We start from the raw sequence: 26628 nt of genomic DNA on the forward strand, positions 1-26628 counted from the left end.
CCCGGTCCGACCAGCACCGGTCGGCCGGGTCCATCGCTTCGCCGGCGGGCCGTACAGACGCGGGCTCAGTCCGCTGAACGGGGCTTTCCGGGGCGAGCCTGACGCCGTGATGACACCGGCCACCGCGGGATTATTCGGTTGCAGACGTCACGTTTTCCGACTGATCCTTGGCCCACTCGACGAACAAGGGGAGGGCGAGACCGGCGACCCACTTCTTCGACAGCACCTCGACGGCGCCCGACAACCGACGGTCGTCCCACGGCTCTGCGTCGAAAAGGGCGCCGGCCTTCTCTTCCCATGACGTCCGGTACACAGGAGCCGGCCCTCACACCCCTGCGGTTGCGGGACAGCTCCGACCCATCTCACCGCGATCAACCGGCAGGCGCGGTCCGGCCCAAGAAAGCTTCGGGAGCATCCTGCTCATGACCGACACGTTCACGGCGAAGGCCACCTACGGCCAGGTCTTCGCGGTCCCACAGTTCCGTGCCATATTCGCAGGTCGGCTGCTTGGCGTCATGTCGGACACGCTGCGGTCCGTCGCACTGGCGGTGCTGGTGTTCAGCCAGACCAACTCTCCGTTGTTGACGGCGATGGCGATGACGATCGGTTTCCTCCCCCAGGCCGCGGGCGGCCTGTTCCTTGCCGCGATGGCGGACCGGTTCTCACCGCGGACCCTCATCACCGCGGGCTACGCTCTCCAGTGCGCGGTCGGGCTGCTGCTCGCGTTCGGACACCTCCCGGTCGCGGTCAGCCTGCTCCTCGTCGCGGCCGTGGCCTGCCTGACACCGGTCACCACCGGGGCCGCGGGCCGAGTCCTGGCGGAGGTCCTCACCGGCGACACGTACGTGCTCGGACGTTCGCTGTCCTACCTCGTCGCGGTTTCGGCGCAGATGGTGGGCATGGCCGCCGGTGGGGCGCTGGTCGTGTGGCTGGGCGTGGATCGGACGATGCTGGTCACCGCGGGGGCGCACCTGCTCGCGTCGGTGATCAGCCGTCTGTTCCTGTCACACACCGAGGTGGTCCGCGCGGGCGGGTCGGTCGTGGCGGGCGGGTCGATCGTGCGAAAGACCTTGCAGGGTAACGCCGCACTCGCCGCCGCCCCCGGGGTCATGCAGCTGATCATGGTCCAGTGCCTGCCCGCCGCGTACCTGGCCGCAGCAGGGAGCCTGCTCATCCCGTACTCCGCGCAGCGTGCGTTCAGCCCGACGGAGACCGGCATCCTCCTGGCAGCCACGTCGGTCGGAATGCTCATCGGCGACGTCGTGGTCGGGCGAGCGTTCGCGCCTGCCGCCCGGGAACGGCTCGTCCTGCCATTGCTGCTGGTGATGGGCACGCCCCCGATCGCGCTGATCCTGGACCTGCCGCATCCGGCGATCGCCGCGGTGTACACGATCACCGGCATGGGATCCGCCTACTTGCTCGGCCTGCAGCGACGCTTCCTGGAGGCCGTCCCGTCCGACCTCCAGGGACAGGGTTTCGCACTGCTCAACACCACCACCATGACCATCCAGGGGATCGGCCCCCTGGTCTTCGGCGTGTTCGCGGAATTCCTCCCGGTCGGCCTCGCGATCGCCCTGACCGGGTTGAGCAGCGTGACCACCACGCTCCTCCTGCGCGACGCGATCCGCCCACGCACGTCCGGCTGAGGCTTCCTGACGCCCCCATCGCCCCTCCGTCGAAGCCGGAGTGGGTGACTTCCACGCCGAAGGCCTCCTGGGTGGGCACCTGGGACGGCTCGGTCCGGCTACGGAGCCCTTGTCGAGCCGGACCGCTCCTTCTGCTCCGGCAGGAACGAGGAGAGTGCGGCTCCGCCGGCCAGCCAGCCGGCGGCGAGCAGCCAGCCGGCGAGGACGTCCAGCGGCCAGTGCACGCCGAGGTAAATGCGGCTCAGGCCGATCACGCCCGCGAACAGCACGGCGCCGGCGGCGGCCGTGCGGGTGGCGGAGGGACGCGCGCGGGCGAGGGCGAGGGCGAGCGCCAGCAGACCGGCACTGAGGGCGGACGTGAAGGCGTGCCCGGAGGGGAAGGCGAAGCCGGAGGCGGTGAACGCCCAGTCCGTCTCGGGTGGCCGGGGCCGGCCGAAGGCGTGCATCAGGCCCTGGCGCAGCAGTTGTCCCAGCGCCAGCCACACCACGGGCAGCAGCAGCGCCCGTGCCACCGTCCACCGGGGCCTCGGCGATCCGGCGGTCCGGGGGTTCCGGGCGGTGACGACGCCTGCGGCCAGGGCGAGGAGGTAGGGAACCACGCCGGTGCCGAGGGAGGTGACGACCATGGCCACGGCTCGGGCGAGCGGTGGCCGATGTGCGGTACTCCAGTCGATGGCGGCCTGCTCGAAGGCGAACGGTGCCCAGTCGTTGGCGGCCACCATGGCCGCGATCACCGCGAAGGCCGACCAGGTACCGGCGAGCACGACCAGCCACCGTCGCGTCATGCGGTCAGCCACCAGCTCAGTCCTCCTGCCCGCGCCGTAGCCACCGGAGCGCGGCCTCGCGCGGCCAGGGTACGGCACGTCCACCCGGTTCCACCTCGGCCACAGCGACCGGAGCGGATCCGGTCCGGGCCGGCCGGTGCGGCCGGTGCGCCGTCCGTCTGCCGGAGGGAGGCCCGGTGCCGGACCGTGACCACCCGCACCGGGGACCGCCGCCGGTCGGTGGCGGTCCCCGGTGCGGGCGTGGCTCGGCTCCCGGTGCCGGCGCGGTGGCCGTACCGGAAGAGCGGAGCGTCAGCCGTCGTTCTCCGGCGACGGCAGGTAGGCGCCGGGCACGTCGTCCGGGGCGAGGATCGCGCCCTCGCCCGGGTACGGCGTGGTCCAGTTGTGCGTCTGATACCAGACCAGGTGCTCCATCTGCGCCGGGTTGGCCCGGTCCGGCGCCGCGTTCGGGCCGGTCAGCCGCTGGTGCGACTTCCAGGCGTCCCACTGGGCCGCGACGGCCGACTCCGCCGCCGGCGGTGCGATCGTGGCCGGTGCCGCGGCCGCCCGGAGGTCCTGCTCCCCGGGCACGTCGAGGCCGCAGGAGGGCGGCGTCTTCAGGCCGTCGGTCAGCGCGGTCCGGTTGGGCACCGCGGTGAACGGCGTGTAGTCCGGCCGGTCGGTGAAGGCCGTGGTCATCGGGCTGGCCGCGCTGTCCTTCTGGTTCATCGGGCGGATGCCGAGGATCTGCTCGATGGTGCGGATCATCGTGATCTGCGAGTAGTAACGGCTGTCCACGGCCCCGTGCTGCGCCCAGGGGCTGATGATCTGGATCGGGGCGCGGTGGCCGTCCACGTGGTCCAGGCCCGCCTGGGAGTCGTCCTCGACGACGAAGATCGCCGAGTCCTTCCAGTACTCGCTGTGGGTGATCTCGTCGACGATCTTCCCGGTGGCCAGGTCGTTGTCGGCGACCTGGGCTGCCGGGCTCGCCGGACCGCCGGTGTGGTCGCTGGACAGCCACAGCATGTTGAGGTTCGCCGGGCCGTTCTTCTCGAAGTCCTGCTTCCAGACCTGGTAGCGGTACAGGTCGGGCACGTCGGTGTCGAACTTCGGGAAGCCGGGCACCGAGACGCTGTTGAGCGAGGGGATCGGCGAGGAGGACTTGAGGGCGTAGGCACTGCCCTGCCCGGTCTCGTCCATGGTCCTGGCGTCGCAGTACAGGTTCTGCCAGGTGGCGTCGGCGGGCTTGTCCAGGAACTGGTGGAACTCGCCGAAGTCGCGCACCGTCCTGCCCGCCGCCTGCGCGCCCGTCCACAGGAAGCCGGAGCGCTGGTGGCCCAGGGCGTCGTCCTCGGTGTCGTAACTGCGTTCGTACTCGCCGGCCGAGGACTCGGTGTACTCCGGGTTGTCCGCCTGCATCAGCCAGTTGTGGCCCTCGGCGGAGTTGGTGCCGATGTCGTAGGTGTTGTCGTAGAGCCCGAACTGCTCGGCCAGCGCGTGCTGGTTGGGCGTCACGTTGGCGCCGAACTGGGCCAGCTTGGGGTCGCCGTTGCCCTCGGCGACGTCCCCGAAGACCTGGTCGTAGGTCCGGTTCTCCTTGACGATCAGGAAGACGTGCTTGATCGGCGACGGGTCGCCGATCCGCTTCGGCACCACCTCCTCCTTCGCCTTGTGGCCGTTCGCCAGCTTGACCGCGTTGTTGGTCCAGCCGTTCTGCCGGAACACCTTGGCGGTCTGCGAGCGGATCTCCCTGTCGCTCGGCAGGGTGAACTGGGTGAGGCTGGAGGTGGTGTCGTGGGTCTTGTGGGCGCCGGCGCTGTTGGGCCGCCGGGCGTCGATGCCACGGGTGTTGGAAACGATCACCTTCGAGCCGACGGTGGCGATCTCCGCCGGGAAGTAGTCCGTGGGCAGCAGGCCGACGTAGCTCACCGGCTCCTGCGCACCGGTGAAGCGGTAGACGGCCACCGCGTTGGCCCGGCCGAGGGTGACCAGCAGCCGGCCGTCCTCGGTGAGGGTCATGGCGGTCGGCTCGTAGCCGACGGAGGCCTCCGGCCACGGCTTGGTGGAGATGGTCTGGACGACCTTGTCGTGCGCGGTGTCGATCACCGACACCTCGTCGGAGGCGGTGTCGGCGACGAACAGCACGCCGTTCTTCGCGTACAGCGCGGTCGGGTGCAGGCCGACGGTGATGGTGCCGACGGGGGCGGCCGGGTTGGCGAGGTCGATCACGCTGACCGTGCCGGTGGTGGTGGCGGCGGTCTCCGGGTCGGCCGGCACCTGGGTGCCGTAGGAGTTGATCGTGCTGTCCCCGGCGGTGGCCGCGCGCCCGCCCTCGTTGGAGACGTACAGCTTCTGGCCGACCCGCACCACGCCGCGCGGCGCGTTGCCGACCGTCCAGCTCTGCTTGATCGCGCCGGTCGCCGCGTCGATCGCGACCAGCCGGTTCTGCCCGTTGACAGCGGCGTACACCGTCGAACCGTCGGCCGAGAACACCGCCCCGGAGGCCAGCGCGTGCTTCTCCCCGTCGGCCGGGATCTTCACCGCCACCGGGGCGGACAGCGTGCCGTCGGGCTTGACGGTGAACCGGGTGTAGCCGTCGAGCTGGCCCAGCCACAGCTGCTTGCCGTCCGGCGAGTAGACCGGGGACTCCTGGCCGACCGAGCCGTTGGGGATGCGCAGCTCGTCCGCCTTGTTGGTGCCGACGCGCTGCTGCACCTTCCCGGTCTTCAGGTCCACCACGACCAGCGCCGCGTCCCCGTCGGCGACCGCGGCGGCCAGGTGGCCGCCGTCCGGGCTGACCGTGGAGCCCATCAGCTTGCCGTTGTTGAGGACCTGCCGGCTGCCGTACGGGGCGAGGTACTGGTCGCTGGAGGCGACCAGGCCGTCGGCGGTGGTCTGGCCCACCTGGTCCGTGCCGAACTGGTGAGTGGCCGCGAAAGCCGTGCCGGTGGCCACGGCCACCGCCGTGATGCACGCCGTGGCGAGCGTGGCCCGGCGGCCCACCCGGCGGCCGAGGAGGACGAGGCGGTCGTTCCGGCTGCGTCGACGACGCGTCACCTGCATGGCGTCAGCCCTTCGTTGGATCGGTCGGATTCGTTGCGTCCGCTGTGTTCGGTGGGGAAGCGAGCAGCCCGACGTGACCGTCGAACTGCCACAGCGGGTTCGGTGCGTCCCCGGTCGGGGTGTGCACCAGGAAGTAGCCGTTCACTTCCTTCGGACCGTCGCCGTCGGCCATCAGCCGTCCGTCCGAGGCCACGTCGAGCTGGTAGACCGCCGTCCCCGGCGCGTCCGTCCCGGGAAGGTGCCAGGTGACCACGCAGCGCCAGTCGTTGCCCGGCCCCTCCGGGTCGACCTGGCCGTCGCCCCGCCGGCAGGCCGCGGTGGCCCGCAGCTCGGCCTCCGTCACGGCGGGGCGGTGCAGCTGCTCGGTCTGCAGCCGGTACAGGTGCGCGAACACGGTGGCGACCTCCTGCTGCACCTTCGCCTGCGAGATCCCCGAACCGGTCGAGGGTGTGGCCACCGCGACCGCGCCGGAGGTCAGCGCGAGCAGCCCGGCCAGCGGCAGCACTCCGAAGCAGAGTGTGCGGCGCCCCACCCCGTCCTCGCTGCCGGTGGTGAAGTCCCGCCGGACGAAGAGCAGGTGGGCCGCCGCGGTGGCGACCGCGGCCCAGACCAGGCTGACGGCGACGGAGATCAGCAGTTCGTCGAGCCGGCCCGGGTCGGCGAACAGCCCGTTCCAGGAGACGAAGGCGTAGCCGGGCAGCGCCAGGCGCAGCGCCACCGGCAGCGGCAGCACCTGCGCGAGCTGCATCGCGACCGCCGCCAGCGCGGGGACCAGCAGCCCCATCGGCGAGCGGCCCAGCAGGACGGAGCCGAGCAGCCCAAGCGCCGCCAGCGCCAGGGTGGGCGCCAGCGCGCACGCCCAGGCCAGCAGCACGCTGCCGGCCGCGTCCGACGGCGACAGCAGGTGTCCGTCCACACCGATCAGCGGTTCGTCGCCGACCGCCGCCAGCCCGCCGACCGTGCTCGACGCCACCAGTCCGGCCACGAGCAGCACGATCACGGTGGCGCTGGCCAGCGCCTTCGCCGCGAAGATCCGCCGCGGCGAGCGGACCGTCACCAGCAGGTGCCGCCAGGTCCCGAGCCGGTCCTCGGCGGCGAACACGTCGCCCGCGACCACGGAGGTCAGCAGGGGCAGCGCCCACGAGCCCGCGAAGCCCAGCACCACCAGCGGGCCGGCCCAGCCCGTGGCGTGCATCCAGCGGCCGAACAGGGTGTCGGAGGGCAGCGTCCCCTGCTGGGCCACCGCGGTCACGAACAGGCCCGGCGCGCTCCAGCAGGCCAGCATCAGCAGCCGGATCCGCCACTGCGACAGCAGCTTGACCAGCTCGAAGCGGTACACCCGTCCCACCGGCACCGGGCGCGCCCCCGGGGCGACGCCGGCGGCGGCCACCGTACGCCCGGCCGTGATCGTGCTCATTGCCCGTCCTCCTGCTGCTCGGTCAGGGCGAGGAACGCCGCCTCCAGGGCCGGGGCCACCGGTGCGACCTCGCGCACCCGGACGCCCGCGTGCACCAGCGCCGTCACCAGTTCCTCGACGGCCTGCCCCGACGCGTGCACCACCAGTGCCTCGGCCGCGCGACCCGCCTCGGCCTGCGCCGGGACCCTCACCCCGGCCGCCCCGGCGGCCACCCGTCGCGCGGCCGCCGGATCGGAGGTGAGCAGCCGGTGGTCGAGCTCGCGGTTCTCCGCGGCCAGCTCGCCGAGCGGGCCGGAGAAGCGGACCCGCCCGGCGGCCAGGATGGTGACCTCGTCGCAGAGCGCCTCCAGGTCGTCCATCCGGTGGCTGGACAGCACCACCGTCACCCCGTCGGCCGCGAGCCGCCGCAGTGCGCCGTGCACGTGCTGCTTGCCGGCCGGGTCCAGACCGTTGGACGGCTCGTCGAGCACCAGCAGCCGGGGGTCCGTGAGCAGCGCCGCGGCCAGTCCCAGCCGCTGCCGCATGCCCAGCGAGAAGCCCCGCACCCGGTCGTCGGCGACCTCGGTCAGCCCGACCTCGGCCAGTACCTCGTCGATCCGGCCCGCCCGGGTGTCCTGCCCGCGCAGCCTCGCCAGCGCGGCCAGGTTCTTCCGCGCGGTCAGCGACGGGTAGAGCCCGGGCCCGTCCACGAAGCCGGCCACTGCGTGCGGAGCCGGCAGCGCCCGGCCGACCGGTCTGCCCAGCACCTCCAGCTCGCCGCCGTCGGCGACGGCCAGCCCGAGCAGCAGCCCGAGCAGCGTGGTCTTCCCGGCACCGTTCGGCCCGGCCAGCCCGTGGATCCGCCCGGGTGCCAGCTCCAGCCCGACGGCGTCGAGCGCCACGACGTCACCGAAACACTTCGTCAGTCCCCGTGCCCGTACGGCAGCTTGCGTGTCCTTCATGGCCCCTTCTCGCAGTTCCCCAGGGAACCTAAGGGGTTGATCGGGCACAGTCAGGAACGCCCGGTTGAACAGCGCTGGAACAGCAGCGGCCCACGCTGTGGCGGTCCTGCGACCACCCCGAGCGGGCCGTATCGGCCTGGGCCGGGCCCGGGAGCGCACACCTCCGCGATGGACGCGCGCATGCCGGCGACCGTCGGGCAACCGACAGGTGAACACCGGACGACAACCACGCCGTCAGCACCGATTCTTCCGGTGACCGGCGCGGTCGACCGGCACCGCGCTTCGCCCTCCCCGCGGCGTCACATCCGCTGGAGGTTCCGCACCAGTCCGGTCATCTTCGGCGAGGGGACGACGTTGAGTTCCCGCTGCAGGAACGAGCGGTAGTGCTGGTAGGAGCGCAGCGCGCTGGCGAGGTTTCCCTCGGCGAGGTGCACTTCGACCACGATCCGGTGGGCCGTCTCACGGACGGGGTCGATGGAGATCGCCGCCAGCGCGGCCTGGATCGCCGACAAGTAGCGCTCCGCATCGCACAGTTGGTGAGCCAGACCCTCCAGGGCGTACAGCCGCAGCTGATCCCACCGCTCGCGCTCCAGGGTCAACCACTCCTCCTCCCAGCCCGGCAGGAGTTCGGCGGTGAGGTCGTCCACGAGTTCGTCGCAGCTGACCGGCAACTGGTCGAGCCCGGCGACGACTTGTCGTGCGGAGCGGCGCGCGGAGCGCAGGTCCACCCGGACGGCGGGCGCGAGGCGGAGCCACTGCCCGGGGCTCTCGATCGGTATGGCCCGGCCGCGCCGCCTCGCGTGGTACAGGGCGGTGCGCAGGTTCGCAGCCGCGCGGTACTGCGTGCAGTCCGGCCAGAGCCGTTCGGCGACCGCGCCGCGCTGGACGCCGCCGTCGTGCAGGGCGAGGAAGGCCAGCAGGTGCTGCGCACTCACCGGGAGGGAGAGGCGGTGTCCCCCGCCGGTGGCCTCGAAGCCCCGCAAGAGCTCGATTCCCGGGCTGTCCCACGACACACCCCCACTCTGCCGCGACAACCCGTTGCCCGCACCCGTTCGGGCGCGCCCCGGTTGCGGCCGAGGCCTGTCACCGCCGTGTCCGTCCGCCCCCGGATCACCGTCGCTCAGGTGTCGCAAGGACGTTGGCCAGGCCTCGCGGTGACGTCGCCCGAGCGTCACGGCCACCGTCGCCGACCGTCACGACCGCGCCCCGCCGCCGGCCGACCGCCACTCCAATGGGCCGCCCCCGAACGGGTGTTGGCGGAACCGTCGGTTCGTCGCGGGTACACGGCGCGGTCCGCGGGCCGACCGACGGTCACCCTGCGCGCATCCCCCGGTCCGTGGCGCTGAGGACGGCCGCGACAGGTTCGCCACGCGGGCGCGACGTGCCCGCGACGGCACCCGCCCGCCGGCCGTGACGGTCCCGGCACATCCGTGCGACGACCGGCCCGTTGACTGGCACCACCTGTTGCGGGCCTTCGTGGCAGGGCGACCGACGACCACCGCCGAACACGGTGCGACCGTCCGGCCGCGGCACGACCCACCGCTCGCCGGGGCGCCCCCGGTGCCCCCGCCCGACACCGAGAAAGGCGATGCCGTATGAAGGCCAGATCGGTGCTGCGCGACGTCCGCGCCCCCGAGGGCGAACTCCTCGGCGACCCGGCCGTGTGCATCGCCGTCCTGGACGGTCCCGTCGACCTGTCGCACCCCTGCTTCGAGGGCGCGGACCTCACCCGGCTGGACACGCTCGTCGCCGAACCGGCCGGCGCCGGCCCGATGTCGCTGCACGGCACCCATGTCGCGGGCCTGCTCTTCGGCCGGCCCGGCAGCCCGGTGGCCGGGATCGCCCCGCGGTGCCGCGGGCTGATCCTGCCGGTCTTCACGGACGAGGGCGAGGGACGGGTGCCCCAACTGGACCTGGCCCGGGCCGTCGAACGCGCCGTGCAGGAGGGGGCGCACGTCATCAACATCAGCGGCGGCGAACTCAGCCGGGACGCCCAGCCGGACCCCCTGCTGGAGCGTGCGCTGCGGCTGTGCGACGAGAGCGGGGTCCTGGTGGTCGCGGCCGCCGGCAACGACGGCTGCGACTGCGCCCAGGTGCCGGCCGCCGTCCCGACGGTGCTCGTTGTCGGCGCGGCCGGACCCGACGGCGAACCGCTGGACATCAGCAACTGGGGCTCCGCGTACGCCACCCACGGCCTTCTCGCCCCCGGGCGCGACGTCGAGGCCGCCGCCCCGGGAGGGGGGAGCACGGGCCTGACCGGCAGCAGCTTCGCCACACCGCTGGTGTCCGGGGTCGCTGCCGTGCTGGTCGGCGCGCAGGTGCGCGCGGGACACCCGCCCGACCCTCGGGCTGCCGGCCAGGCCCTGTTGCGGGGCGCTCGATCCGTGCCCTGTGCACCCGCCGACGCACCGGAGTGCCGACGCCGGCTGGTCGGCCACCTGGACGCGGCCCGGGCGTACGAGCTGATCACCCGAGGAGACCTGGCGGAGCATCCGGCCAGTGCCGGGACCACGGCCGAGGGCACCCCCCGCACCACCCACTCCCCCGAGGTCGGGGTCGCCACGGCCGGCGCACCCTCACTGCTCGGGACCTCCCCTTACGACTCGCACGAGGGAGCCAGCACCATGGACACCCAGAGCGTTCCCGTCGCCACCGCAGAGGCCGTTCAAGCCGCCCAGGCCGCACCGGCCGCGCAGGCGGCCCCTGCTGCCCAGGCCGCAGTGGGCCCGGAGGCCGTCCAGGCCTTCCAGGCCGCACCGGCCGCACAGACCGCACCGTACGAAGCCGTCCCCCCGGCCGCAGCCGCCGGGTTGACGGGCGCCACCGCCGCGGGCGCGCAGCCCGTGAGCCCCGCCTCCGTCCCGCCGCCCGTACCGGTGGCCGCGCCCGCCCAGGCCCCGCCCGCGCCCCCTGTCGGCGCCACGGCGCTCGGCCAGGCCCCGGCGGCCCCCTGCGCGTGCCAGGGCGGCGGGCCGTCGGGGGCCGGGCCGTCGGGCGGCGCACCGGCGGGAGGCGTCCGGCCCTCCTGTGCCTCCACCAACAACCGCCCGCTGGTGTTCGCGATCGGCCAGGTCGGCGTGGACTTCCTGACCGAGGCCAACCGGGACAGCTTCCGCCAGCTGATGGACCCCGTCGAGCAGCCCGTCGAAGGCCAACCGGGTGTGACGACGGAACGGCCCGCCAACCCCTACGACGCCGAGCAGCTGCACAAGTACCTGACCGTCAATCCATGGGCCTCCGACAAGGTCACCTGGACGCTGAACATGGACAGCACGCCGATCTATGCGATGGAGGCCGAACCCGCCGCCGGCATGGACTGGACCAGTACCCCCCTCGTGCCCCTCGGGGCCACGAAGGAGGAGGTGGTGGCGATCACCACCGATCACGACAAGCTCGCGGACGCCCTGATGGCACTCGCCGCGCCCGCTCCCCCGGTGTCCACGGTCTACCGGTCGTTCCGGGACGCGTACTTCGGCCAGCACTTCCAGACGGACGAGAAGGGCTACATCTCCCGGATCTCGATACCCGGCCGACTGACCGACCGGACCGTCCGGCTGTTCTCCGGGCAGGTCGTGCCCGTCGTCGAGGTCAAGAGCCGTGGCATCTTCATCTGGCGCCAGAAGCAGCTGGTGGACGCCGTGGTGGAGGCCGTCCTGGCGCACGCCCACGATGAGACGCTGACGGTCCCCGAGGACTACGTCCGCAAGACCATAGACGCGTTCCTCGACAAGGTCTACTACCAGTTCCGCAACCTCGGACAGACCTCCGCCGACCGGGCGCTCAACTCCGCCGGGACGAACGCGTTCTCGGTCGCCGGCCCGATCAGCACGGCCATGCTGCTGGGCCAGAGCGTCCCCAGCACCGTGACGCAGTCCGGCAGCCCGATCTCCCTCTACTGCATCGACACCATCTCCGTCGCGAAGAGCCCGTACTGCCGCATGGGATCGGACTGCCAGGACGTGAAGGTGACCTTCTTCGATCCCGAGAACGACCGGCGCGCGCGGGTCAGCATGCTGTTCACGATGGACGTCAGCGGCGAGTTCCCCGTCCCCCTGGACCCGCCCCACCAGTTCCTCGAGTCCTGAGCCCCCGGCACCGCCGGTGCCCACGCCGGCGGGACGCCCCCACGCCACCCGCCAGGAGGAGGCGGATCATGAAAACCCCCGCAGCGCTCCCCAGGATCACGCCCAAGTTGCCGGTCCTCGCCGCACCGGTCCGCAGGGACGGCCGGGCCGAAGCCGGCCGGCTGCCCGGCGACCCGGGCGTCGCACCGGCCAGGTCGGTCTGCGCCGATCTCACCGGCGCGGCCCGGGGCATGTGCTACGCCGCCCTCTGACGGCCCGCCCCGACGGACCGACGAAGGACGGAGTGCAACGGCACCACGAGAAGGGATGAGCAGAAATGATCAACGAAGAATTCCGTGAGGAGCGGCGGACGTGGTCCCCCACTCCGCAGCTCCCGAAGCTGGCCCCGCCGGTGGACCGCACCGGCCGCACCGGCGCCACCCTGGGCGATTCCCCCGGCGTCGAGGCCGACAAGGTCGACTGGAGCAAGGTCATCAGCGGCGGCCTGGACGCGCTCGGGTCGTTCTTCTGATGAGGCACCCCGTGCCGGCGACGGGCCCCGACCGGTCTGTCGCCGGCCACCCCGCCCGGTGACGCCGCCACGCACGACCGGCCACCGGAGCACCGGACAGGAGAGACAGGACCATGTACGAGCAGCCGCCGCCCCAGGTGCCGTCGATCGACCGCACGAAGGGGTACGACGCCTATCTGAAGGTGATCAAGGAAGTCGTCAGCGTCGATGACAGCCCGCAGCCGGTCATACCGCCCGTGAGTGTGGCCCTCGGATTCACCACCGGCCCGCCGCCGTCCGCCGCCGTGATCGCCCCCGCCAAGGAGGGCGCGGCGTCCGCCGAGAACCCGATCACACTGATCATGGACGGCCCCGGGGGATTCTACGGCCCCAGCTTCGCGGACCCGGGCCCCTGGGCCTGCGACGGTGCCCCCACCCCCGGCTGCATGCCGGCCCCACCCCCCGCGATCGGAGGACTGATCTGACCCCTGCCAGCCGTCCCGGACGGTTCCGCCCCGGGCCTGCGAGCAGGTCCGCCCCGAGCCGCCCGGCCGACGGAACCACCCCGCACGAAGGGAAGAACGACCATGACCGTGGAAGACGTCCGCCAGGAGTACCGGGCGTGGACCCCTACCCCGCAGCTCCCGAAGCTCGCTCCGCCGATCGACCGCACCGGCCGCACCGGCGGCACCCTGGGCGACGCCCCCGGCGTCGAGGCCGACAACTTCTTGAGCTTCCTCAAGACGGCGCTCCCGATCGCCGCCAGCGTGCTGCTCTGACGGGATCCGCCCAGGGACACCACGTCCACCCCGTGCCGGCTGCGAGGCCAACCCGCCTCGCAGCCGGCACACCGCTGCTCCGGGGTCAGCGCAGGCCGGCGAAGAGGTCGTTCTCGGGAACGGCCGCGCCGGTGGTGTCCTTGACCCGCACGAAGGTCTCCACGCCCATCAGCTCGGTGAACCGCTCCTTGCCCATCTTCAGGAAGAAGATGTTCTCGCCCTGGCTGGCGTGCGCGGCCAGGGCGTCGAACTTCCGGCCGCCGAACGCGGTGGTGTCCACCCAGGTGGTGATCTCCTCGTCGGGCAGACCGATCTCGGGCATCTCGCCCGCCTCCGCCGGGTCCGGGGCCTCCCAGTCCGCGCCGGCCTCGCGCAGGACCTCCCCGAACCGCTGCATGGCCGAGCGCGGCGCCGTCGTCCAGTAGACCTTCGGCGTCAGGTCGGTCAGCTCCAGCGCCGCCATCGTGATGCGGTGGGCCTGGATGTGGTCGGGGTGGCCGTAGAACCCGTTCTCGTCGTAGGTGACGACCACGTCGGGCCGGTAGTGCCGCATCAGTTCGGCGAGGCGGGCGGCGCCCTCCGCCACCGGCGTGCCCCAGAACGACCCGGGCTCGTCGTTGCTCGCCCAGCCCATCATCCCGGAGTCGGCGTACTCCAGCAGTTCCAGGTGGCTGACCTTCAGAACCTCGCAGCTGGCCTCCAGTTCCTGCCGGCGTATCGCGGCGACGGCCACCGGGTCGTGCCCGGGCTCGCCCGGCTTGACCCCGCCCGGTCCGTCACCGCACCTGCCGTCCGTACACGTGACGAGAACCGTGCGGATGCCCTCCGCCGCGTAGCGGGCGAGGACGCCTCCGGTCCCGGTGGCCTCGTCGTCGGGGTGGGCGTGCACTGCCATCAGTGTCAAGGGCCGGTCAGCCATGTGATTCATCCTCCGTCTGAAACATTCTCGCTCCCAGTCTGCGTCACGCGGGCGGGTGGTCGCTCACACGGTCCCGTCCGGCGACGGCCGACCGCCGCCGACTAGGCACGCCCGGCGGCCAGGGTGACGGGCAGACCGGCCTCGATGCGGCGCAGCAGCCGGCCGCCGTGGACGCCGGGGGCGTCGAAGCCGCGCACGTCGTCGGGGTCGTCGTCGACGATGTAGCCGGTGCCCTCCGGCTGCGCGGCGTCGAGGTCGAGGTGCCCCTCGACCGACAGGGCGCCGGAGTGGACGTCGTACTCCTCCTCGTAGAGGTTCTCGTACGAGGAGACGGGCAGTCCGCGGCGCTCGAAGAGCGCCACGGACTCGTCCCAACTGTGCAAGGTGGTAGTGATGTTCATGGGGCGAACTCTGCCACGCGGCACTGTCATCCTCGCCCCGGCCGGGACGGCACCGACGGCCCTCAGGAGAGCCAGATGTCCCGGACGCCGCGCAGCGGGTCGCGCTCCACCCGGGGTTCGGCGTGCCAGCGCATGGTGGCGCGGCCGTCCCGGTAGGCGGGCCAGGCCGCGCCCGGGTCGAGGTCGCGGACGAAGGCGACCCAGGCCCCGTGGACGGCGTCGGCCAGCGCCTGCGGCGGCTCGGCGCCGAGGGCCGCCGCCACGCCCTCGGCGTCCAGCAGGTCGAAGGCGAACGGCAGGTCGGTGCAGTGGTAGGCCTGCCCGGCACGGCCCGGGGCGGTGCCGGACCAGTCGAACTGGTAGAGCCAGGTGGGTCGTTCACGTTCGGCGCGGGCCTCGGCGATGGCCAGGGCCGGTGCGCGGAACAGCCAGTCGGTGATCGCGTCGCCGCCGGCCGCTCCCGGCCGCTCGGTGAGGAAGCGCGCGGCCCGGCCGTCGTCCAGGCCCAACGCGCCCAGCAGGCCGAGCAGCTCGCCCTCCGGGGGCGGGGTTGGGGCCTCCTCCGCCGTCGGGGCGGCGAACTCCTGCGCGGTGAAGCCGAGCAGCAGCGGGACGTCCGCGTCGGCGAGCGCCTGCGGCACCGGCCTGGGCACCAACTCGCCGTCGGCGAAGGGCGCGAGGAGCAGCGGGGGCAGCTCGTCGCGGTCCGGGCCGGGGGCGTCGAGCGCGTCCTGGAATGCGAGCAGTTCGGTGTCGGTGGCGTCCCGCAGGGCGGCCACGGTGGCGGGTACGCCGGCGCGCTCGGCGAAGGCCCGGCTGACGGCCTCGGCCACGGCACGGTCCTGCGGGCGCATCACCGCACCGGAGGCCGAGATCGCCGCGCGGAACAGTCCCCGGGCGGCAGGCGTCGCGAGCAGCGTCTGGACGGCGCCGCCGCCGGCGGACTGTCCGGCGACGGTGACCTTCGCGGGATCGCCGCCGAAGGAGGCGATGTTGTCCCGCACCCATTCCAGCGCGGCGATCCAGTCCCGCACGCCCCGGTTGTCGGGGGCGTCGGGCAGGTGCAGGAAGCCCTCGATCCCGAGCCGGTAGCCGATCGACACCACGACCACGCCGTCCCGGTTGAAGGCCGCGCCGTCGTACCACGGGCTCGCCGAGGAGCCGGCGACGAACCCGCCGCCGTGGATCCAGACCAGTACCGGCAGGCCGGCCGCCGGGGCGGGGTCCGGGGTGAAGACGTTGAGGTTGAGGATTCCCGCGCCGGGGACGGTCGGTTCGGGGATGGTGGTGACCTCGCCGAACGGACGGCGCTGCGCGGTCGGCCCGTAGGTGGTCGCGTCGAGCACCTCGGTCCACGGCCGGGGCGGCACCGGGGCGGCGAACCGCAGCTCGCCGACCGGCGGTTGGGCGTACGGGATGCCCAGGAACCGGACGCTGCCGTCCGCGCGACGCTCCCCGCGCACCGGGCCCCGGCAGGTGGGGACGACCGGGTGGTCCTGCGGTCCTGTGGTCATGCTGTGCCTCCAGTGGGCGTCACGGGCGCGGCGCGTCGTGCTCGATGTAGTGGCGGATCCGGTTGAGTTCCTGGGGGCCGACTGTACGGACGCCGTAGGTGCGGTCGGCGGTGACGGGGGTGACCGAGACGTGCCCGTTCCGCAGGACGGCCGTGGCGTCGGCGTCCGGGACGGTCTCGGTGCAGGCGTCGCCGGGCCGCTCCTCGCACACGCCGAGCGTGATCGCGAAGCTGTCGGCGCCGCTGGGCTGGTAGGCGTGCCAGACCTCGCGCCCGTGGCCGACGCTGGTCCAGCGGGGGGCCTTGGCCGGGCTTCCGGCGGTGACGTCGGGGTAGTCGACCTTGAGCGCGAAGTGGGCGGTGAGAAGGCCCCGGGCGCGGAGCCCGGCGATCAGGCGGGCGCCGAAGTCGGCGGTGGCCCGGTAGTCGGCGAGCGGGAAGAACACCCCGGTGTCGTCGCCCGCCGAGGAGAACGCGAGCGCCGGGACGCCCTCCTCGACGGCAGCCAGGGCGGCACCGACCGTGCCGGAGTCGTTGACCTGGGCGCTGACATTGGGACCGGAGTTGATGCCGGTGACCACCAGGTCGGGGCCGTTCGTCCAGCCGGACTTGGCGGCGAGGGCGGCCCTCAGGGCGAGCTTCACGGTGTCGGCAGGCGTGGCGCCCGGGCTGTCGGGGCCGCAGGGGCCGGCCGCGAGGCAGACCCCGTAGACTGGGGAGCCGGACGGCGTGCCGGCGCAGTCGCCCTGGTAGCCGGCGGGCAGGTCGGTGCGGCGGCTCAGGGTCAGGACGCCGTCGTTGGTGACGGCGGTGCCCGCGCCGGAGCGCACCTGCCAGGGTGCCATCACCACGACGTCCGCTCCGGCGGCGCAGAGCGCGCGGCGCAGCTCGTACAGTCCGAGGCCGTCGGAGTTCGACGCCTTGACGGCCCGCATCGAGTCGTCGTTGGTGAGCAGCACTCGCAGGCCGGCCAACGGGCGGGCGGTGGCGGCGGGGGTGGAGGACGCCGCAGAGGCGGAGGCCGAGGCAGCGGTGGCGAGTACGGCAGCGGCGGTGGCGAGGGCGGCGAGTCTTCGGGCGGGAGGTCTCATGCGGGTTCCCTTCCTGGCGGGCGGCGGATCGCGGGTGACGGGACGGCGGGTGGTCAGAGCACGAGTCCGGCCCCGTACGGGAAGACCGGGTCGGCGGTGTCGTGGGGGACGTCCGGGCGGGAGGCTTCGACGGCGGCCATCGAGCGGGGCAGTTCGAAGGGCAGTCGGCCTTCGGCGCGGGCGCGGCCGAAGACGACGTCGAGCATCGCCTCGTCGCTCGCGCCGTAGTCGGCGACCAGCGCGGCGGCCCGCTCGGCGATCTCCGGGATGACGGCGGGCCGTTCGAGGTTGATCAGCACGACGGTGGGGACGGCGTCGAGCACCCGGAGGATCGCGTCCGACTCGGCCTCGGGGAAGTCGAGGTGTCCGGAGTGGAACATCGACTCGAAGCGGTTCTCCCGGTACTCGTACGGGGTGAACAGCCGCAGCACCGCGAGGTCGGCCTCGGCCGGGGTGGCGGCGAGGCGCCCGTAGCGGGAGACGACGGATCGGTCGAGGCCCTCGGTGTAGAGCCGGGGGGCGGTCCGGCTGACCGGCAGGGCGCCGTCACGGTTGACCAGGACGGTGAGCGATCGGCGCTGGGCGGCGGCCCCGGCGGCGCGGAACTCGGGCCGGCCCACGGTCTCCTCGGCGGCGTCCGGGTCGACGTACCGCCGTTCGTCGAAGAGCCCGAGCACGAACTTCTCGCGCAGCAGCCGCCGGACCGAGTCGTCGATCCGCTGCTCGGCGATCCGGCCGGAGCGGACCAGGTCGACGATCACCTCGGGGCACTCCTCGCCGCCGAACTGGTCCACGCCCGCGTCCAGCGCCTTGGCCGCGCGCTCGGCGACGGTGAGGTGCTCGACGCCCCACGCCCTGGCCTGGTGCGGCTCGCCGAAGATCTCGTCGTCGGTGAGCAGCCCCCAGTCGGTGCACACGATGCCCCCGAAGCCCAGCTGCTCGCGCAGCAGACCGGTGACCACGCCCCGGTTGAACCCGAAGCCGACCTCCTCCCAGTCGGTGCCGATCGGCTGGCCGTAGTACGGCATCATCTGCGCGGCGCCGGCCGCGATCGCGGCCCGGAACGGCGCGAGGTGCAGGTCCCGCATGCCGCCGGGGTAGACCTGTTCCTTGCCGTGCGGGAAGTGCGGGTCCTCGCCGTCCTTCTGCGGCCCGCCGCCGGGGAAGTGCTTGACCATGGTGGCGACGCTGTCCGGGCCGAGGCGCTCGCCCTGGAAGCCCCGGATGTAGGCCTGGACGAGCTCCGAGGTGAGCGCGGCGTCGGCGCCGAAGGTGCCCGTCTGGCGGGACCAGCGGGGCTCGGTGGCGAGGTCGATCTGCGGGTGCAGGGCGACCCGCAGCCCGACGGCCAGGTACTCCCGGCGGGCGATGTCGGCGAAACGGTGGACCAGTTCGGGGTCGCGGACGGCCGCCAGGCCGATCGCCTCGGGCCAGGCGGAGAAGGCGCCGGCCTGGATGGAGGCACCGATGGTGAGGGTAAAGGAGTGCCGGGGGTCGGTGGAGACGGTGACGGGGATGCCGAGGCGGGTGCCGGCGGCGATCTCCTGCACGGCGTTGTGCCACTCGGCCAACTGCCGGGGGCCCGCGGTGCCGACCAGGTTGAAGTGGTTCAGTCCCTGGTCGCGGATCAGGCCCGTGGTGTCGGCGGGGAAGTCGGGGTCGCCCCCGTCCGCCGTCTCGACCGGTCGGCCGTCGGGGTGCATCGGGATCATGGTGTGGAAGAGCAGGCCGGCCTTCTCCTCCAGGGTCATCCGGGCCAACAGGTCGGCGACCCGCTCGTCGACGGGCCGGGACGGGTCCTGGTACGGGTGGACGGCGGCGGTGGTGCGCACGGGCGGGGTCTCCAGGGGAGTTCGGGACGGACGGGGTTTCAGCGGACGGTCCTGATCGGGGCCACCGCGAGCGCGCCGGCGAGGATGATCAGCGCCCCGGCCAGGTAGAGGGCGTCGTAGCCGGCCGCGCCGACGACCAGCGAGGCGACGAACGGGGCGATGATCTGCGGCCCGGCGTTGGCGATGTTCAGCACGCCGAGGTCGCGGGCGGCGTCGTCGGCGCTCGGCAGCACCAGGGTGACCAGCGCGGTGTCCACGGCCATGAAGCAGCCGAAGGAGATCCCGGCCAGCACGGTGAACAGCAGGATGCCGGTCCAGTCGGGCATCACCACGGGAACGGCCATGGTGACGGCGGCCAGCACGCAGGAGACCGCGACGAACGGCTTGCGCCGCCCGAGCCGGTCGGAGAGCCAGCCGCCGAGGGCGGTGGCGGCCAGGGTGGCGACGGCGTCGACGGGCGCCAGCACGGCCTGGGCGCCGGCCGCGTCCATGCCGTCGGGCAGGTCGATGTGGTCCTGCAGGATGTAGAACTGGAACAGCGAGACGGCGAAGAAGCCGAGCATCATCAGGAACCGGCCGATGAAGGCCCAGCGGAAGTCCGCGACCCGCAGGGTCGCGGCGAAGGTCAGGAGTTGACGGCGCAGCGGCACCGCTTCCACCGGCGGCAGCTTCGCCTCCCGGACCAGCACGGTGAACAGCACCGCGATCAGGGCGATGACCGCGCCGGTCACCAGGTAGCCGGTGCCGACGGAGTCCGGGACGTAGCGGGTGGCAAGGGTGACACCGACCACCGAGCCGATCGGGGTGCCGATGCCGACCATCGCGGAGGCGAGCCCCCGGCGTTCGGCCGGGACCCGGTCGGGGACGATCGCGGTGAGCGCGGACTGGTAGACGTTCATCGCGGCCTGGACCAGGCACCAGGCGATGGTGACCAGCAGGATCGTCCGGACCTGTCCGAGCAGTGCGAGGGCGCCGAAGGCGGCGAGCCCGCCGCCGAGGATCCACGGGTTGCGGCGGCGGGAGCGGTCGGAGAGCAGGCCGGCCAGCGGGTTGAAGAGGGTGGCGAACACCGCGGCGATGCCGGAGACCAGGCCGAGGCTGCCGACCTTTCCCTCCGGGTCGAGCAGTTCGATCTGGGCGGGCAGCAGGACCTGTCCGATGCCCAGGTAGACCAGGTACATCGCGGCGTTGCCGAGGGTGAGCATGGGCAGCAGCCGACGGCCCCCGGCGATCGGGGGCGGCTGCTGTGCCGCGGTTCTCCGGGCGCCGACGGCGGTGTCGGTGGTGGTCATGACCGGCCTCCTGGGTGGCCACAGGTCCCGTGCGTCGGGAAGTCGAGGGAGGATCCCGGGGGACGGCGCGGCTCGGCTCCGGTCGGCGGGCGGGTGGGGGCCGACCGGGCGGCTCGGGCGCCGTCTCGGGGTGGGCACCAGCGAACCATGAAAACCGAGTGGGTAGTAGGTTTTCGTCTTGTGACCCAGGCCACACGGGCCCCGCCGCCCGCACACTGACTAAGGTGACGGTCATGGACGTCAAGGACGGGTGGGCGACCCGTGACACCGGCAGGGGCGCGGCACGCGGCACGTACGCGGTGGGCGACGAGCGGCGCTCGCGCATCCTGGACGCCGCCGTCGAGCACTTCGCCCAGTGGGGCTTCCACGCGACCTCACTGGCCCGGATCGCCAAGGACGTCGGCATCACCCAGGGCGGGCTGCTGCACCACTTCCGCACCAAGGAGGCCCTGCTGGTCTCGGTGCTGGAGGCGAGCGACGAGCACGACACCGAGCGGTTCTTCGCGGAGGAGTGCATCAGCGTCGCCGAGTGGTTCCACCGCCTCCTCGACCTGACCGACCACAACAGCCGCCGCCCGGGCCGCACCCGGATGTTCAACGCCCTGGTCGGCGAGTCCGGCGACCCGGACCACCCGGCCCACGCCTTCTTCGCCCGCCGCTACCGCACCCTGGTCGACGACGCCTCGCAGTCGCTGCGCCGGGGCGTGGACAGCGGCGAGCTGCGCCCCGACACGGACTGCGCGGCCGAGGCCCGACAGCTGCTCGCGGTCATGGACGGGCTGCAGCTCCAGTGGGTGCTCGATCCGCGGACCGTGGACATGACCGCCCAGCTGCGCGGATACCTGGCACGGCTGTACCGGGGGCTGTCCACCACCGGGGCGGACCTGCCGCCGCGCCCGGTGGCGTAGCGGGAACTCCCCGCAGGGCCGGGCCCCTCCCCCACTGAAGGGGCCCGGCGGTCCGCGTGCCTCAGGCCGGCTCGGCCCGGGCCAGGGCCCGGCGGCCCTCGGCGATCCGGCCCGGATCCCACCCGCGCCGGGGAACGGAGTCGAGCAGCAGCCGGGTGTAGGCGTGCCGGGGCTCGGTGAGCACCCGCACGGTCGGCCCGGCCTCGACGACGCGCCCGCCCCGCAGCACCGCGACCTCGTCGGTCAGGTGCCGCACCACCGCGAGGTCGTGGCTGACGAACAGGAAGGCGATCCCGGACTCCCGGCGGATCCCGGCGAGCAGGTCGAGGATCTGCGCCTGGATCGACACGTCGAGCGCGGCCACCGCCTCGTCCAGGATCAGCACCTTCGGCTCGGCGGCCAACGCCCGGGCGATGGCGACGCGTTGGCGCTGCCCGCCGGAGAGCGCGCGGGGCAGGGCGGCGGCCTCGCGCCCGCCGAGGCCGACCTGGTCGAGGAGTTCGGCGACCCGGTGGCGGCGGCCGGCCCGGTCGAGCGCGAAGTGCAGCCGCAGCACCTCCTCGATGCAGTCGGCGACCGGGATCCGCGGGTCGAGCGACAGGTACGGGTCCTGGAAGACCAGCTGGATGCCGCGGGCCCGGGCCAGCCGTTCGGCGCGTCCCCGCGGGCGCACCGAACGGTCCGCGCCGTCCAGGTGGACGGTGCCCCCGTCGGGCTCCTCCAGCCCGACGAGGATGCGGGCGGTGGTGGTCTTGCCGCAGCCGGACTCCCCGACGATGCCGAGCGCACCGCCGGGCGGCAGGGTGAAGGAGACCCCGTCCACCACCGTCCGGCCGCCGAAGCCCTTGCGGAGCCCCTCGACCACCAGTCCTGTCGAATCCATCAGGGCAGGATCCCTTCGTCGGCGCGCAGGCAGGCGGCGAGGCCGTCGCCGGACGGGCGGAGCGCGGGCGGTTCGGCCGAGCAGCGCGGCTCGGCGAAGGCGCAGCGCGGGGCGAACGCACAGCCGGGCGGGGCCTCGGCGAGCGAGAGCGGGCGGCCGGGCACCGGTCTGGGCGCAGGGGCGTCCGGGTCGATCCGGGGGGTGCAGGCGAGCAGCCCGGCGGTGTAGGGGTGACGCGGGTGCGCGAACAGGTCGCCGGTCGCCCGGGTCTCGACGATCCGCCCGGCGTACATGACGTGGATCCGGTCGCAGACGGCGGCGGCGAGTTCCAGGTCGTGGGTGACGAAGAGCAGCCCGGTGCCGCGCTCGGCCTGGAGCCGGGTGAGGACGGCGATCACCTCGGCCTGGGTGGTGACGTCCAGGGCGGTGGTGGGTTCGTCGGCGATCAGCAGCTCGGGCTCGCCGGCCAGCGCGGCGGCGATGACGACGCGCTGGAGCATGCCGCCGGAGAACTCGTGCGGGTGGCGGCGCAGGGCACCGCGCGGGTCGGGGATGCCGACGGCGTCGAGGAGTTCGAGCGCCCGGGCGGTGGCCCGCTCGGCGGGGGTGCCGGCGGCGCGCAGGCCCTCGGTGAGGAAGTCACCGATCCGCCGCAGCGGGTTGACGGCGGCGCGCGGGTCCTGGAACACCATCGCGACCTGACGGGACCGCAGTTCGCGCAGTCCGGGGCGGTCCAGGGTGAGCACGTCACGGCCGCGGACCCTGACCTGCCCCTCGACGCGGGCGCCGTCGGGCAGCAGGCCGAGGACGCTGCGGCAGGCGACGGACTTGCCGGAGCCCGACTCGCCGACCAGGCCGACCGTCTCCCCCGCCGCGACGTTCAGCGAGACGCCGTCCAGGATCGGCCGCGCGGCCCGGTCGGCGGGCAGCCGGATGCTCAGGCCTTCGACCTCCAGCAGCGGTGGGGCCGTCCCGGCGCTCCTCGTCCCGGCGCTCCCCCTCTCAGCGTTCCCCATCTCAGCGCTCCCCGTCTCAGCGTTCCCCATCTCAGCGCTCCCCATCTCAGCGCTCCCCGTCTCAGCGTTCCTCATCTCAGCGCTCCCGTCGCGCGAGCCGGTCGGCGATGCCCTCGCCGACGATGCCGAAGGCCACCACGGCCAGCACGATGCACGCCGAGGGCGCGAGCGCCGGCAGCATGGCGCCCTGCTGGAGCGCCGATTCGCCGTCGTTGATCATCGCGCCCCAGTCGGCGGCGGGCGGCTGCACGCCGAAGCCGAGGAAGGAGAGCGCCGCGAGGTCCATCAGGGCGTAGCCGAAGTTGATCGCCGACTGCGCGAGCACGGTCGGCGCGATGTTGGGCAGCAGGTGCCGGGTGCAGATCGTCCAGCCGGACCATCCCTGCACCCGGTAGGACTCCAGGTACGGGCGGGCCTTCTCCTGTCGGGCGAGCCCGCGCACCAGGCGGCCGACGTACGGGGTGTAGGCGACGGCCATGGCGATCACGGGTGCGGTCAGGCCCGGCCCGCTGACGGCCACGAACATGATCGCCAGCAGCAGCCCGGGGACGGAGAAGACCAGGTCCAGCGCCCGGGAGAGCAGCGCGTCGACCCAGCCCCCGCGCCAGCCCGCCACCGTGCCGAGCAGCAGGCCGGCCACCGTGGAGAGTCCGACCACCAGCAGCGGGCCGAGCAGGCCGGTGCGGGCGCCGTACACCAGCCGGGAGAGCACGTCCCGGCCCGACTGGTCGGTGCCGAGCAGGTGGTCCGCGCTGGTGCCGACCAGGGAGGACTGGAGGTCCAGCGCCTCCGGATCGTACGGGGCGATCAGCGGCGCCAGCGCGGCGACCAGGACGAGCACCCCGAGCAGCAGCACCGCGGCGGTGAACAGCGGCCCGCCGCCCAACAGCCGCAGTCGGCGCAGCAGCGGGCGGCCCAGCGGCGATCGGCGGGGCGGCTCGGTGGCCGCGGCGGCGGTCATGCGGCACCTCCCCGGGCCAGGGACACCCGCGGGTCGATCAGCGGGGCGAGCAGGTCGACGGCCAGGTTGACGACGACGAAGCCGAGGACGGTCAGCAGGGTGACGGCCTGGACCACCGGGAAGTCCTTGGCCGTCACGGACTGCACCAGCAGCTGGCCGACGCCGGTCACGTTGAACGCGGTCTCCACGATCGAGGTGCTGACCAGCAGCCCGGCCAGCGTCGTCCCGCCGACGGTGACGATCGGCCCGAGGGCGCCGCGCAACACGTGCCGCCGCACCACCGCGCCGTCGGGGACGCCGCGCGAACGGGCCACTTCCACGTGCTCGCGGGCGAGTTCGTCCAGCATCGCCGAGCGGGTGACCCTGGCGAGCAGCCCGGCGAGGGTGACGGCCAGGGCGATGGCGGGCAGGGTCAGGTGGTAGAGCCGGTCGGCGAGACCGGTGCCGTCGGAGCCCGGGCCCGGGAACCAGCCGAGCTGGACGGAGAACAGCGAGACCAGTCCGATCGCGGTGACGAACGGCGGGGTGGCGGTGGCCACCCCGGTGCCGATCAGCACCGCCCGGTCCACGGCGCCGGGACGCAGGGCGGCCAGGATGCCGGTCAGCACGCCGCCGGCACAGACCAGCACCGCCGCGTACCCGATCAGCAGCGCGGTGCCGGGCAGGCGGGAGCCGATCAGCGAGCCGACGTCCTGGCGGAACTGGACCGAGCGGCCGAAGTCGCCGTGCAGCACGTTGCCGAGCCACTTGAGGTACTGGACGGGGAAGGGGTCGTCCAGGTGGTACTGGGCGGCGATCGCGGCCCTGGCCTCCGGCGTGGCCGGGTGGCCCTTGAGCAGGAAGGACACCGGGTCCCCGGGAGCGAGGTGCACGGCGCCGAAGACCAGGACGGAGGTCACCAGCAGCACCGCCGCCAGCCCGAGGAGCCGGCCGAGCAGGTATCTGGTCATCAGTGTGCGGAACCGATCGTCGCGGCCCAGGGGTAGTAGAGCTGGGCGATGCCGGCCGGGGCGCCGGTGATCCTGCTGCCCAGGAAGACGGAGAAGGGCGCCTCGTACAGCGGGATGGAGGGCAGCTCGCGAACGGCGATCCGCTGGAGCTCGGCGGTGAGGTCGGCGCGGGCGGCGGGGTCGGTGGCGGCGACGGCCTGGTCGTAGAGGGCGTCGAACCCGGGGTCGGACCAGTTGGCGTAGTTGCCGAAGTCGCCGGTGTGCAGGGACTGGTAGAACTCCAGCGGGTCCGGGGTGTTGTCGTAGCCGTTGGTGACCACCAGGTCGATGCCGGCCCGGGCGGCGGGGTCGGTGAACAGCGCCGAGTAGGCGTCCGGCGAGACCGGGCGGAGTTCGACGTCGAGGCCGATCTGCCGGCCGGCCGCCTGGACGGCGTTGCCGACCACGCTGATCTCGGGGGCGAGTGAACTCGTCGCCATCACCACCTTCCTGCCGCTCGCACCGGCCTCCTGGACGAGCTTGCGGGCGCCGTCCACGTCGTGCACCGGGGCGGGCAGCGCGGCGTAGTAGCCGGCCGTGCGCTCCGGGGCGATGGCCCAGGCGCCCTGCGCCGCCGGGGCCTTGGCGGGGATGCCGACGCCGCCGGCGGCGGACTTGATAATGCCGTCCCGGTCCAGCGCCATCGACAGTGCCTGGCGGACCTTCAGGTCACCCATCGTTCCCTGGAGGTTGAGCACGGCGAGGTCGGCGGCGGCGGTGTTGGGTCCGAACCAGACCTTGCCCCGGGAGGATCCCTGGAGCTGCACCAGGGAGCTGGACGGCACCATGTAGCCGCCGTCGACGGCCCCGGAGAGCCAGCCGTTGGCGCGAGCCGCGGCGTCCGCGATGAACACGAACTTCACGCTGTCGCTCTTCGGGGTGAGGGAGGCGTCCCAGTAGGCCGGGTTCTTCTTCAGGGTGATGCTCTCGCCCTGCGCCCAGTTGTCGATCGCGTACGGGCCGGTGCAGTCCACTCCGCCCTTCGGACTGCCGTAGTCCTTCCCGGCCTTGGCGAGGTAGGCGGCGCTCTCGATGGTGCCGGGCGAGGCGGCGAGCAGCTCGTCGAGCAGGACGTCGGGCTTGGAGAGCTTGATGGTCACTTCCAGCGGGCCGGACTTGGCGACCGAGGCGACGTTCTTGAAGGCGCTGGCCCAGGAGGAGCCGGTGGCCGGGTCCATCTGCCGGGTCAGGGAGGCGACCACGTCGTCGGCGGTCATGGTGGCGCCGTCGTGGAACTTCACGCCTTCGCGCAGGGTGTAGACCCAGGTCAGCGGGTCGGGGTTGGCGGACTTCACGGCCAGGCCCGGCTCGATCTTCAAGTCCGGTGTCACGCGGAAGAGTTGTTCGCAGACGTTGGCGAGCACGGTGTTCGGCGGGTAGTCGTAGGCGAGCGCGTAGTCGAGCGACTGCGGCTCCGCGTAGAGCGACCAGGTGAACAACGGGATCGCCCCCTTGGCCGCCGGGGTGAGCGCGGCGACCTGGTCGCCGGCGGTGCCGGTGGGGTTCCCGGCGTGTTTGGCCGAGGCGCCGGAGCAGGCTGTGGCGGAGATCGCGACCAGGAGCGCTCCGGCGGCGAGGAGAGCGGTGGATCTGGAGCGGTGCGGGAGAAGGCGCACGGAGGAGCCCACCCCTTTCCGA

23 protein-coding genes are annotated in these 26628 nt (G+C 73.3%); 7 read left to right on the top strand and 16 right to left on the bottom strand.

What is annotated here, in order from left to right; all coding sequences use genetic code 11:
• Positions 1-548: 548 nt before the first annotated feature.
• Positions 549-1646 (top strand): MFS transporter, encoded by a 1098-nt coding sequence (locus ACIRRH_RS22565; RefSeq protein WP_403070187.1) that lies wholly within the window; start codon positions 549-551, stop codon positions 1644-1646.
• A 98-nt stretch (positions 1647-1744) separates the two neighbouring features.
• Here ACIRRH_RS22565 and ACIRRH_RS22570 read toward each other — a convergent pair whose 3' ends face one another.
• The 5 genes from ACIRRH_RS22570 to ACIRRH_RS22590 all read right to left on the bottom strand — a co-directional run bounded on the left by ACIRRH_RS22570 (position 1745) and on the right by ACIRRH_RS22590 (position 8844).
• A complete protein-coding gene (locus ACIRRH_RS22570; protein ID WP_403070190.1) occupies positions 1745-2443 on the bottom strand; it encodes a phosphatase PAP2 family protein in 699 nt (232 codons plus the stop codon).
• Positions 2444-2722: 279 nt separating this feature from the next.
• A complete protein-coding gene (locus ACIRRH_RS22575) occupies positions 2723-5473 on the bottom strand; it encodes a bifunctional YncE family protein/alkaline phosphatase family protein (RefSeq protein ID WP_403070193.1) in 2751 nt (916 codons plus the stop codon).
• A gap of 4 nt (positions 5474-5477) precedes the next feature.
• Positions 5478-6890, bottom strand: coding sequence for an ABC transporter permease (locus ACIRRH_RS22580; RefSeq protein ID WP_403070196.1), 1413 nt, complete (start codon positions 6888-6890; stop codon positions 5478-5480).
• Positions 6887-7831: an ABC transporter ATP-binding protein gene (locus tag ACIRRH_RS22585; RefSeq protein WP_403070199.1), complete on the bottom strand. Its 945-nt coding sequence runs from the start codon at positions 7829-7831 to the stop codon at positions 6887-6889. Before ACIRRH_RS22585 ends, ACIRRH_RS22580 begins: the two co-directional genes overlap by 4 nt.
• 299 nt (positions 7832-8130) lie before the next feature.
• Positions 8131-8844, bottom strand: coding sequence for a BTAD domain-containing putative transcriptional regulator (locus ACIRRH_RS22590; protein ID WP_403070202.1), 714 nt, complete (start codon positions 8842-8844; stop codon positions 8131-8133).
• Between the two features lie 582 nt (positions 8845-9426).
• Here ACIRRH_RS22590 and ACIRRH_RS22595 point away from each other — a divergent pair.
• From ACIRRH_RS22595 to ACIRRH_RS22615, 5 genes are all read left to right on the top strand, one after another.
• Positions 9427-11916: a S8 family serine peptidase gene (locus ACIRRH_RS22595; protein ID WP_403070205.1), complete on the top strand. Its 2490-nt coding sequence runs from the start codon at positions 9427-9429 to the stop codon at positions 11914-11916.
• A gap of 68 nt (positions 11917-11984) precedes the next feature.
• Entirely contained in the window at positions 11985-12167 is a 183-nt protein-coding gene (locus ACIRRH_RS22600; protein ID WP_403070208.1) for a hypothetical protein, read from the top strand.
• A 65-nt stretch (positions 12168-12232) separates the two neighbouring features.
• On the top strand, positions 12233-12427 hold the full coding sequence (locus tag ACIRRH_RS22605) for a hypothetical protein (protein WP_403070211.1): 195 nt from the start codon (positions 12233-12235) through the stop codon (positions 12425-12427).
• Between the two features lie 113 nt (positions 12428-12540).
• The gene (locus ACIRRH_RS22610) at positions 12541-12891 is read left to right on the top strand and encodes a hypothetical protein (protein WP_403070213.1); all 351 of its coding nucleotides are present in this window, start codon (positions 12541-12543) and stop codon (positions 12889-12891) included.
• Between the two features lie 102 nt (positions 12892-12993).
• A complete protein-coding gene (locus tag ACIRRH_RS22615; RefSeq protein ID WP_403070215.1) occupies positions 12994-13185 on the top strand; it encodes a hypothetical protein in 192 nt (63 codons plus the stop codon).
• A gap of 85 nt (positions 13186-13270) precedes the next feature.
• On the opposite strand, the gene ACIRRH_RS22620 is transcribed toward ACIRRH_RS22615, so the two are convergent.
• The 6 genes from ACIRRH_RS22620 to ACIRRH_RS22645 form a co-directional block, all read right to left on the bottom strand.
• Entirely contained in the window at positions 13271-14104 is an 834-nt protein-coding gene (locus ACIRRH_RS22620; RefSeq protein WP_403070218.1) for a PIG-L family deacetylase, read from the bottom strand.
• A 101-nt stretch (positions 14105-14205) separates the two neighbouring features.
• The gene (locus tag ACIRRH_RS22625) at positions 14206-14505 is read right to left on the bottom strand and encodes a hypothetical protein (RefSeq protein WP_403070221.1); all 300 of its coding nucleotides are present in this window, start codon (positions 14503-14505) and stop codon (positions 14206-14208) included.
• Positions 14506-14567: 62 nt separating this feature from the next.
• On the bottom strand, positions 14568-16019 hold the full coding sequence (locus tag ACIRRH_RS22630; protein ID WP_403070223.1) for a carboxylesterase/lipase family protein: 1452 nt from the start codon (positions 16017-16019) through the stop codon (positions 14568-14570).
• Positions 16020-16038: 19 nt separating this feature from the next.
• Complete coding sequence (surE, locus tag ACIRRH_RS22635) at positions 16039-17109, bottom strand: 5'/3'-nucleotidase SurE (RefSeq protein WP_403070226.1); 1071 nt, start codon at positions 17107-17109, stop codon at positions 16039-16041.
• Between the two features lie 53 nt (positions 17110-17162).
• The gene (locus ACIRRH_RS22640; RefSeq protein ID WP_403070229.1) at positions 17163-18941 is read right to left on the bottom strand and encodes a glycoside hydrolase family 3 protein; all 1779 of its coding nucleotides are present in this window, start codon (positions 18939-18941) and stop codon (positions 17163-17165) included.
• 38 nt (positions 18942-18979) lie between these two features.
• On the bottom strand, positions 18980-20233 hold the full coding sequence (locus tag ACIRRH_RS22645) for an MFS transporter (protein ID WP_403070232.1): 1254 nt from the start codon (positions 20231-20233) through the stop codon (positions 18980-18982).
• A gap of 233 nt (positions 20234-20466) precedes the next feature.
• On the opposite strand from ACIRRH_RS22645, the gene ACIRRH_RS22650 reads away from it, so the two are divergent.
• Positions 20467-21141 carry a TetR/AcrR family transcriptional regulator gene (locus ACIRRH_RS22650; protein WP_403070234.1) on the top strand — a complete coding sequence of 225 codons (675 nt, stop codon included), beginning with the start codon at positions 20467-20469 and terminating at the stop codon, positions 21139-21141.
• A gap of 61 nt (positions 21142-21202) precedes the next feature.
• Here the strand turns inward: ACIRRH_RS22650 and ACIRRH_RS22655 are convergent, their stop codons facing one another.
• The 5 genes from ACIRRH_RS22655 to ACIRRH_RS22675 all read right to left on the bottom strand — a co-directional run bounded on the left by ACIRRH_RS22655 (position 21203) and on the right by ACIRRH_RS22675 (position 26606).
• Positions 21203-22024, bottom strand: a complete 822-nt coding sequence (locus ACIRRH_RS22655) for an ABC transporter ATP-binding protein (RefSeq protein WP_403070237.1) — start codon at positions 22022-22024, stop codon at positions 21203-21205.
• Entirely contained in the window at positions 22024-23040 is a 1017-nt protein-coding gene (locus ACIRRH_RS22660) for an ABC transporter ATP-binding protein (RefSeq protein ID WP_403070240.1), read from the bottom strand. The genes ACIRRH_RS22655 and ACIRRH_RS22660 overlap by 1 nt, the downstream gene beginning before the upstream one ends.
• 76 nt (positions 23041-23116) lie before the next feature.
• On the bottom strand, positions 23117-24001 hold the full coding sequence (locus ACIRRH_RS22665; protein WP_403070243.1) for an ABC transporter permease: 885 nt from the start codon (positions 23999-24001) through the stop codon (positions 23117-23119).
• Entirely contained in the window at positions 23998-24951 is a 954-nt protein-coding gene (locus tag ACIRRH_RS22670) for an ABC transporter permease (protein WP_403070245.1), read from the bottom strand. Before ACIRRH_RS22670 ends, ACIRRH_RS22665 begins: the two co-directional genes overlap by 4 nt.
• Positions 24951-26606 (bottom strand): ABC transporter substrate-binding protein, encoded by a 1656-nt coding sequence (locus ACIRRH_RS22675; RefSeq protein ID WP_403070248.1) that lies wholly within the window; start codon positions 26604-26606, stop codon positions 24951-24953. The genes ACIRRH_RS22670 and ACIRRH_RS22675 overlap by 1 nt, the downstream gene beginning before the upstream one ends.
• Positions 26607-26628: the final 22 nt, after the last annotated feature.

It is taken from the genome of Kitasatospora sp. NPDC101235 (assembly GCF_044767505.1).
Classification (GTDB): domain Bacteria; phylum Actinomycetota; class Actinomycetes; order Streptomycetales; family Streptomycetaceae; genus Kitasatospora.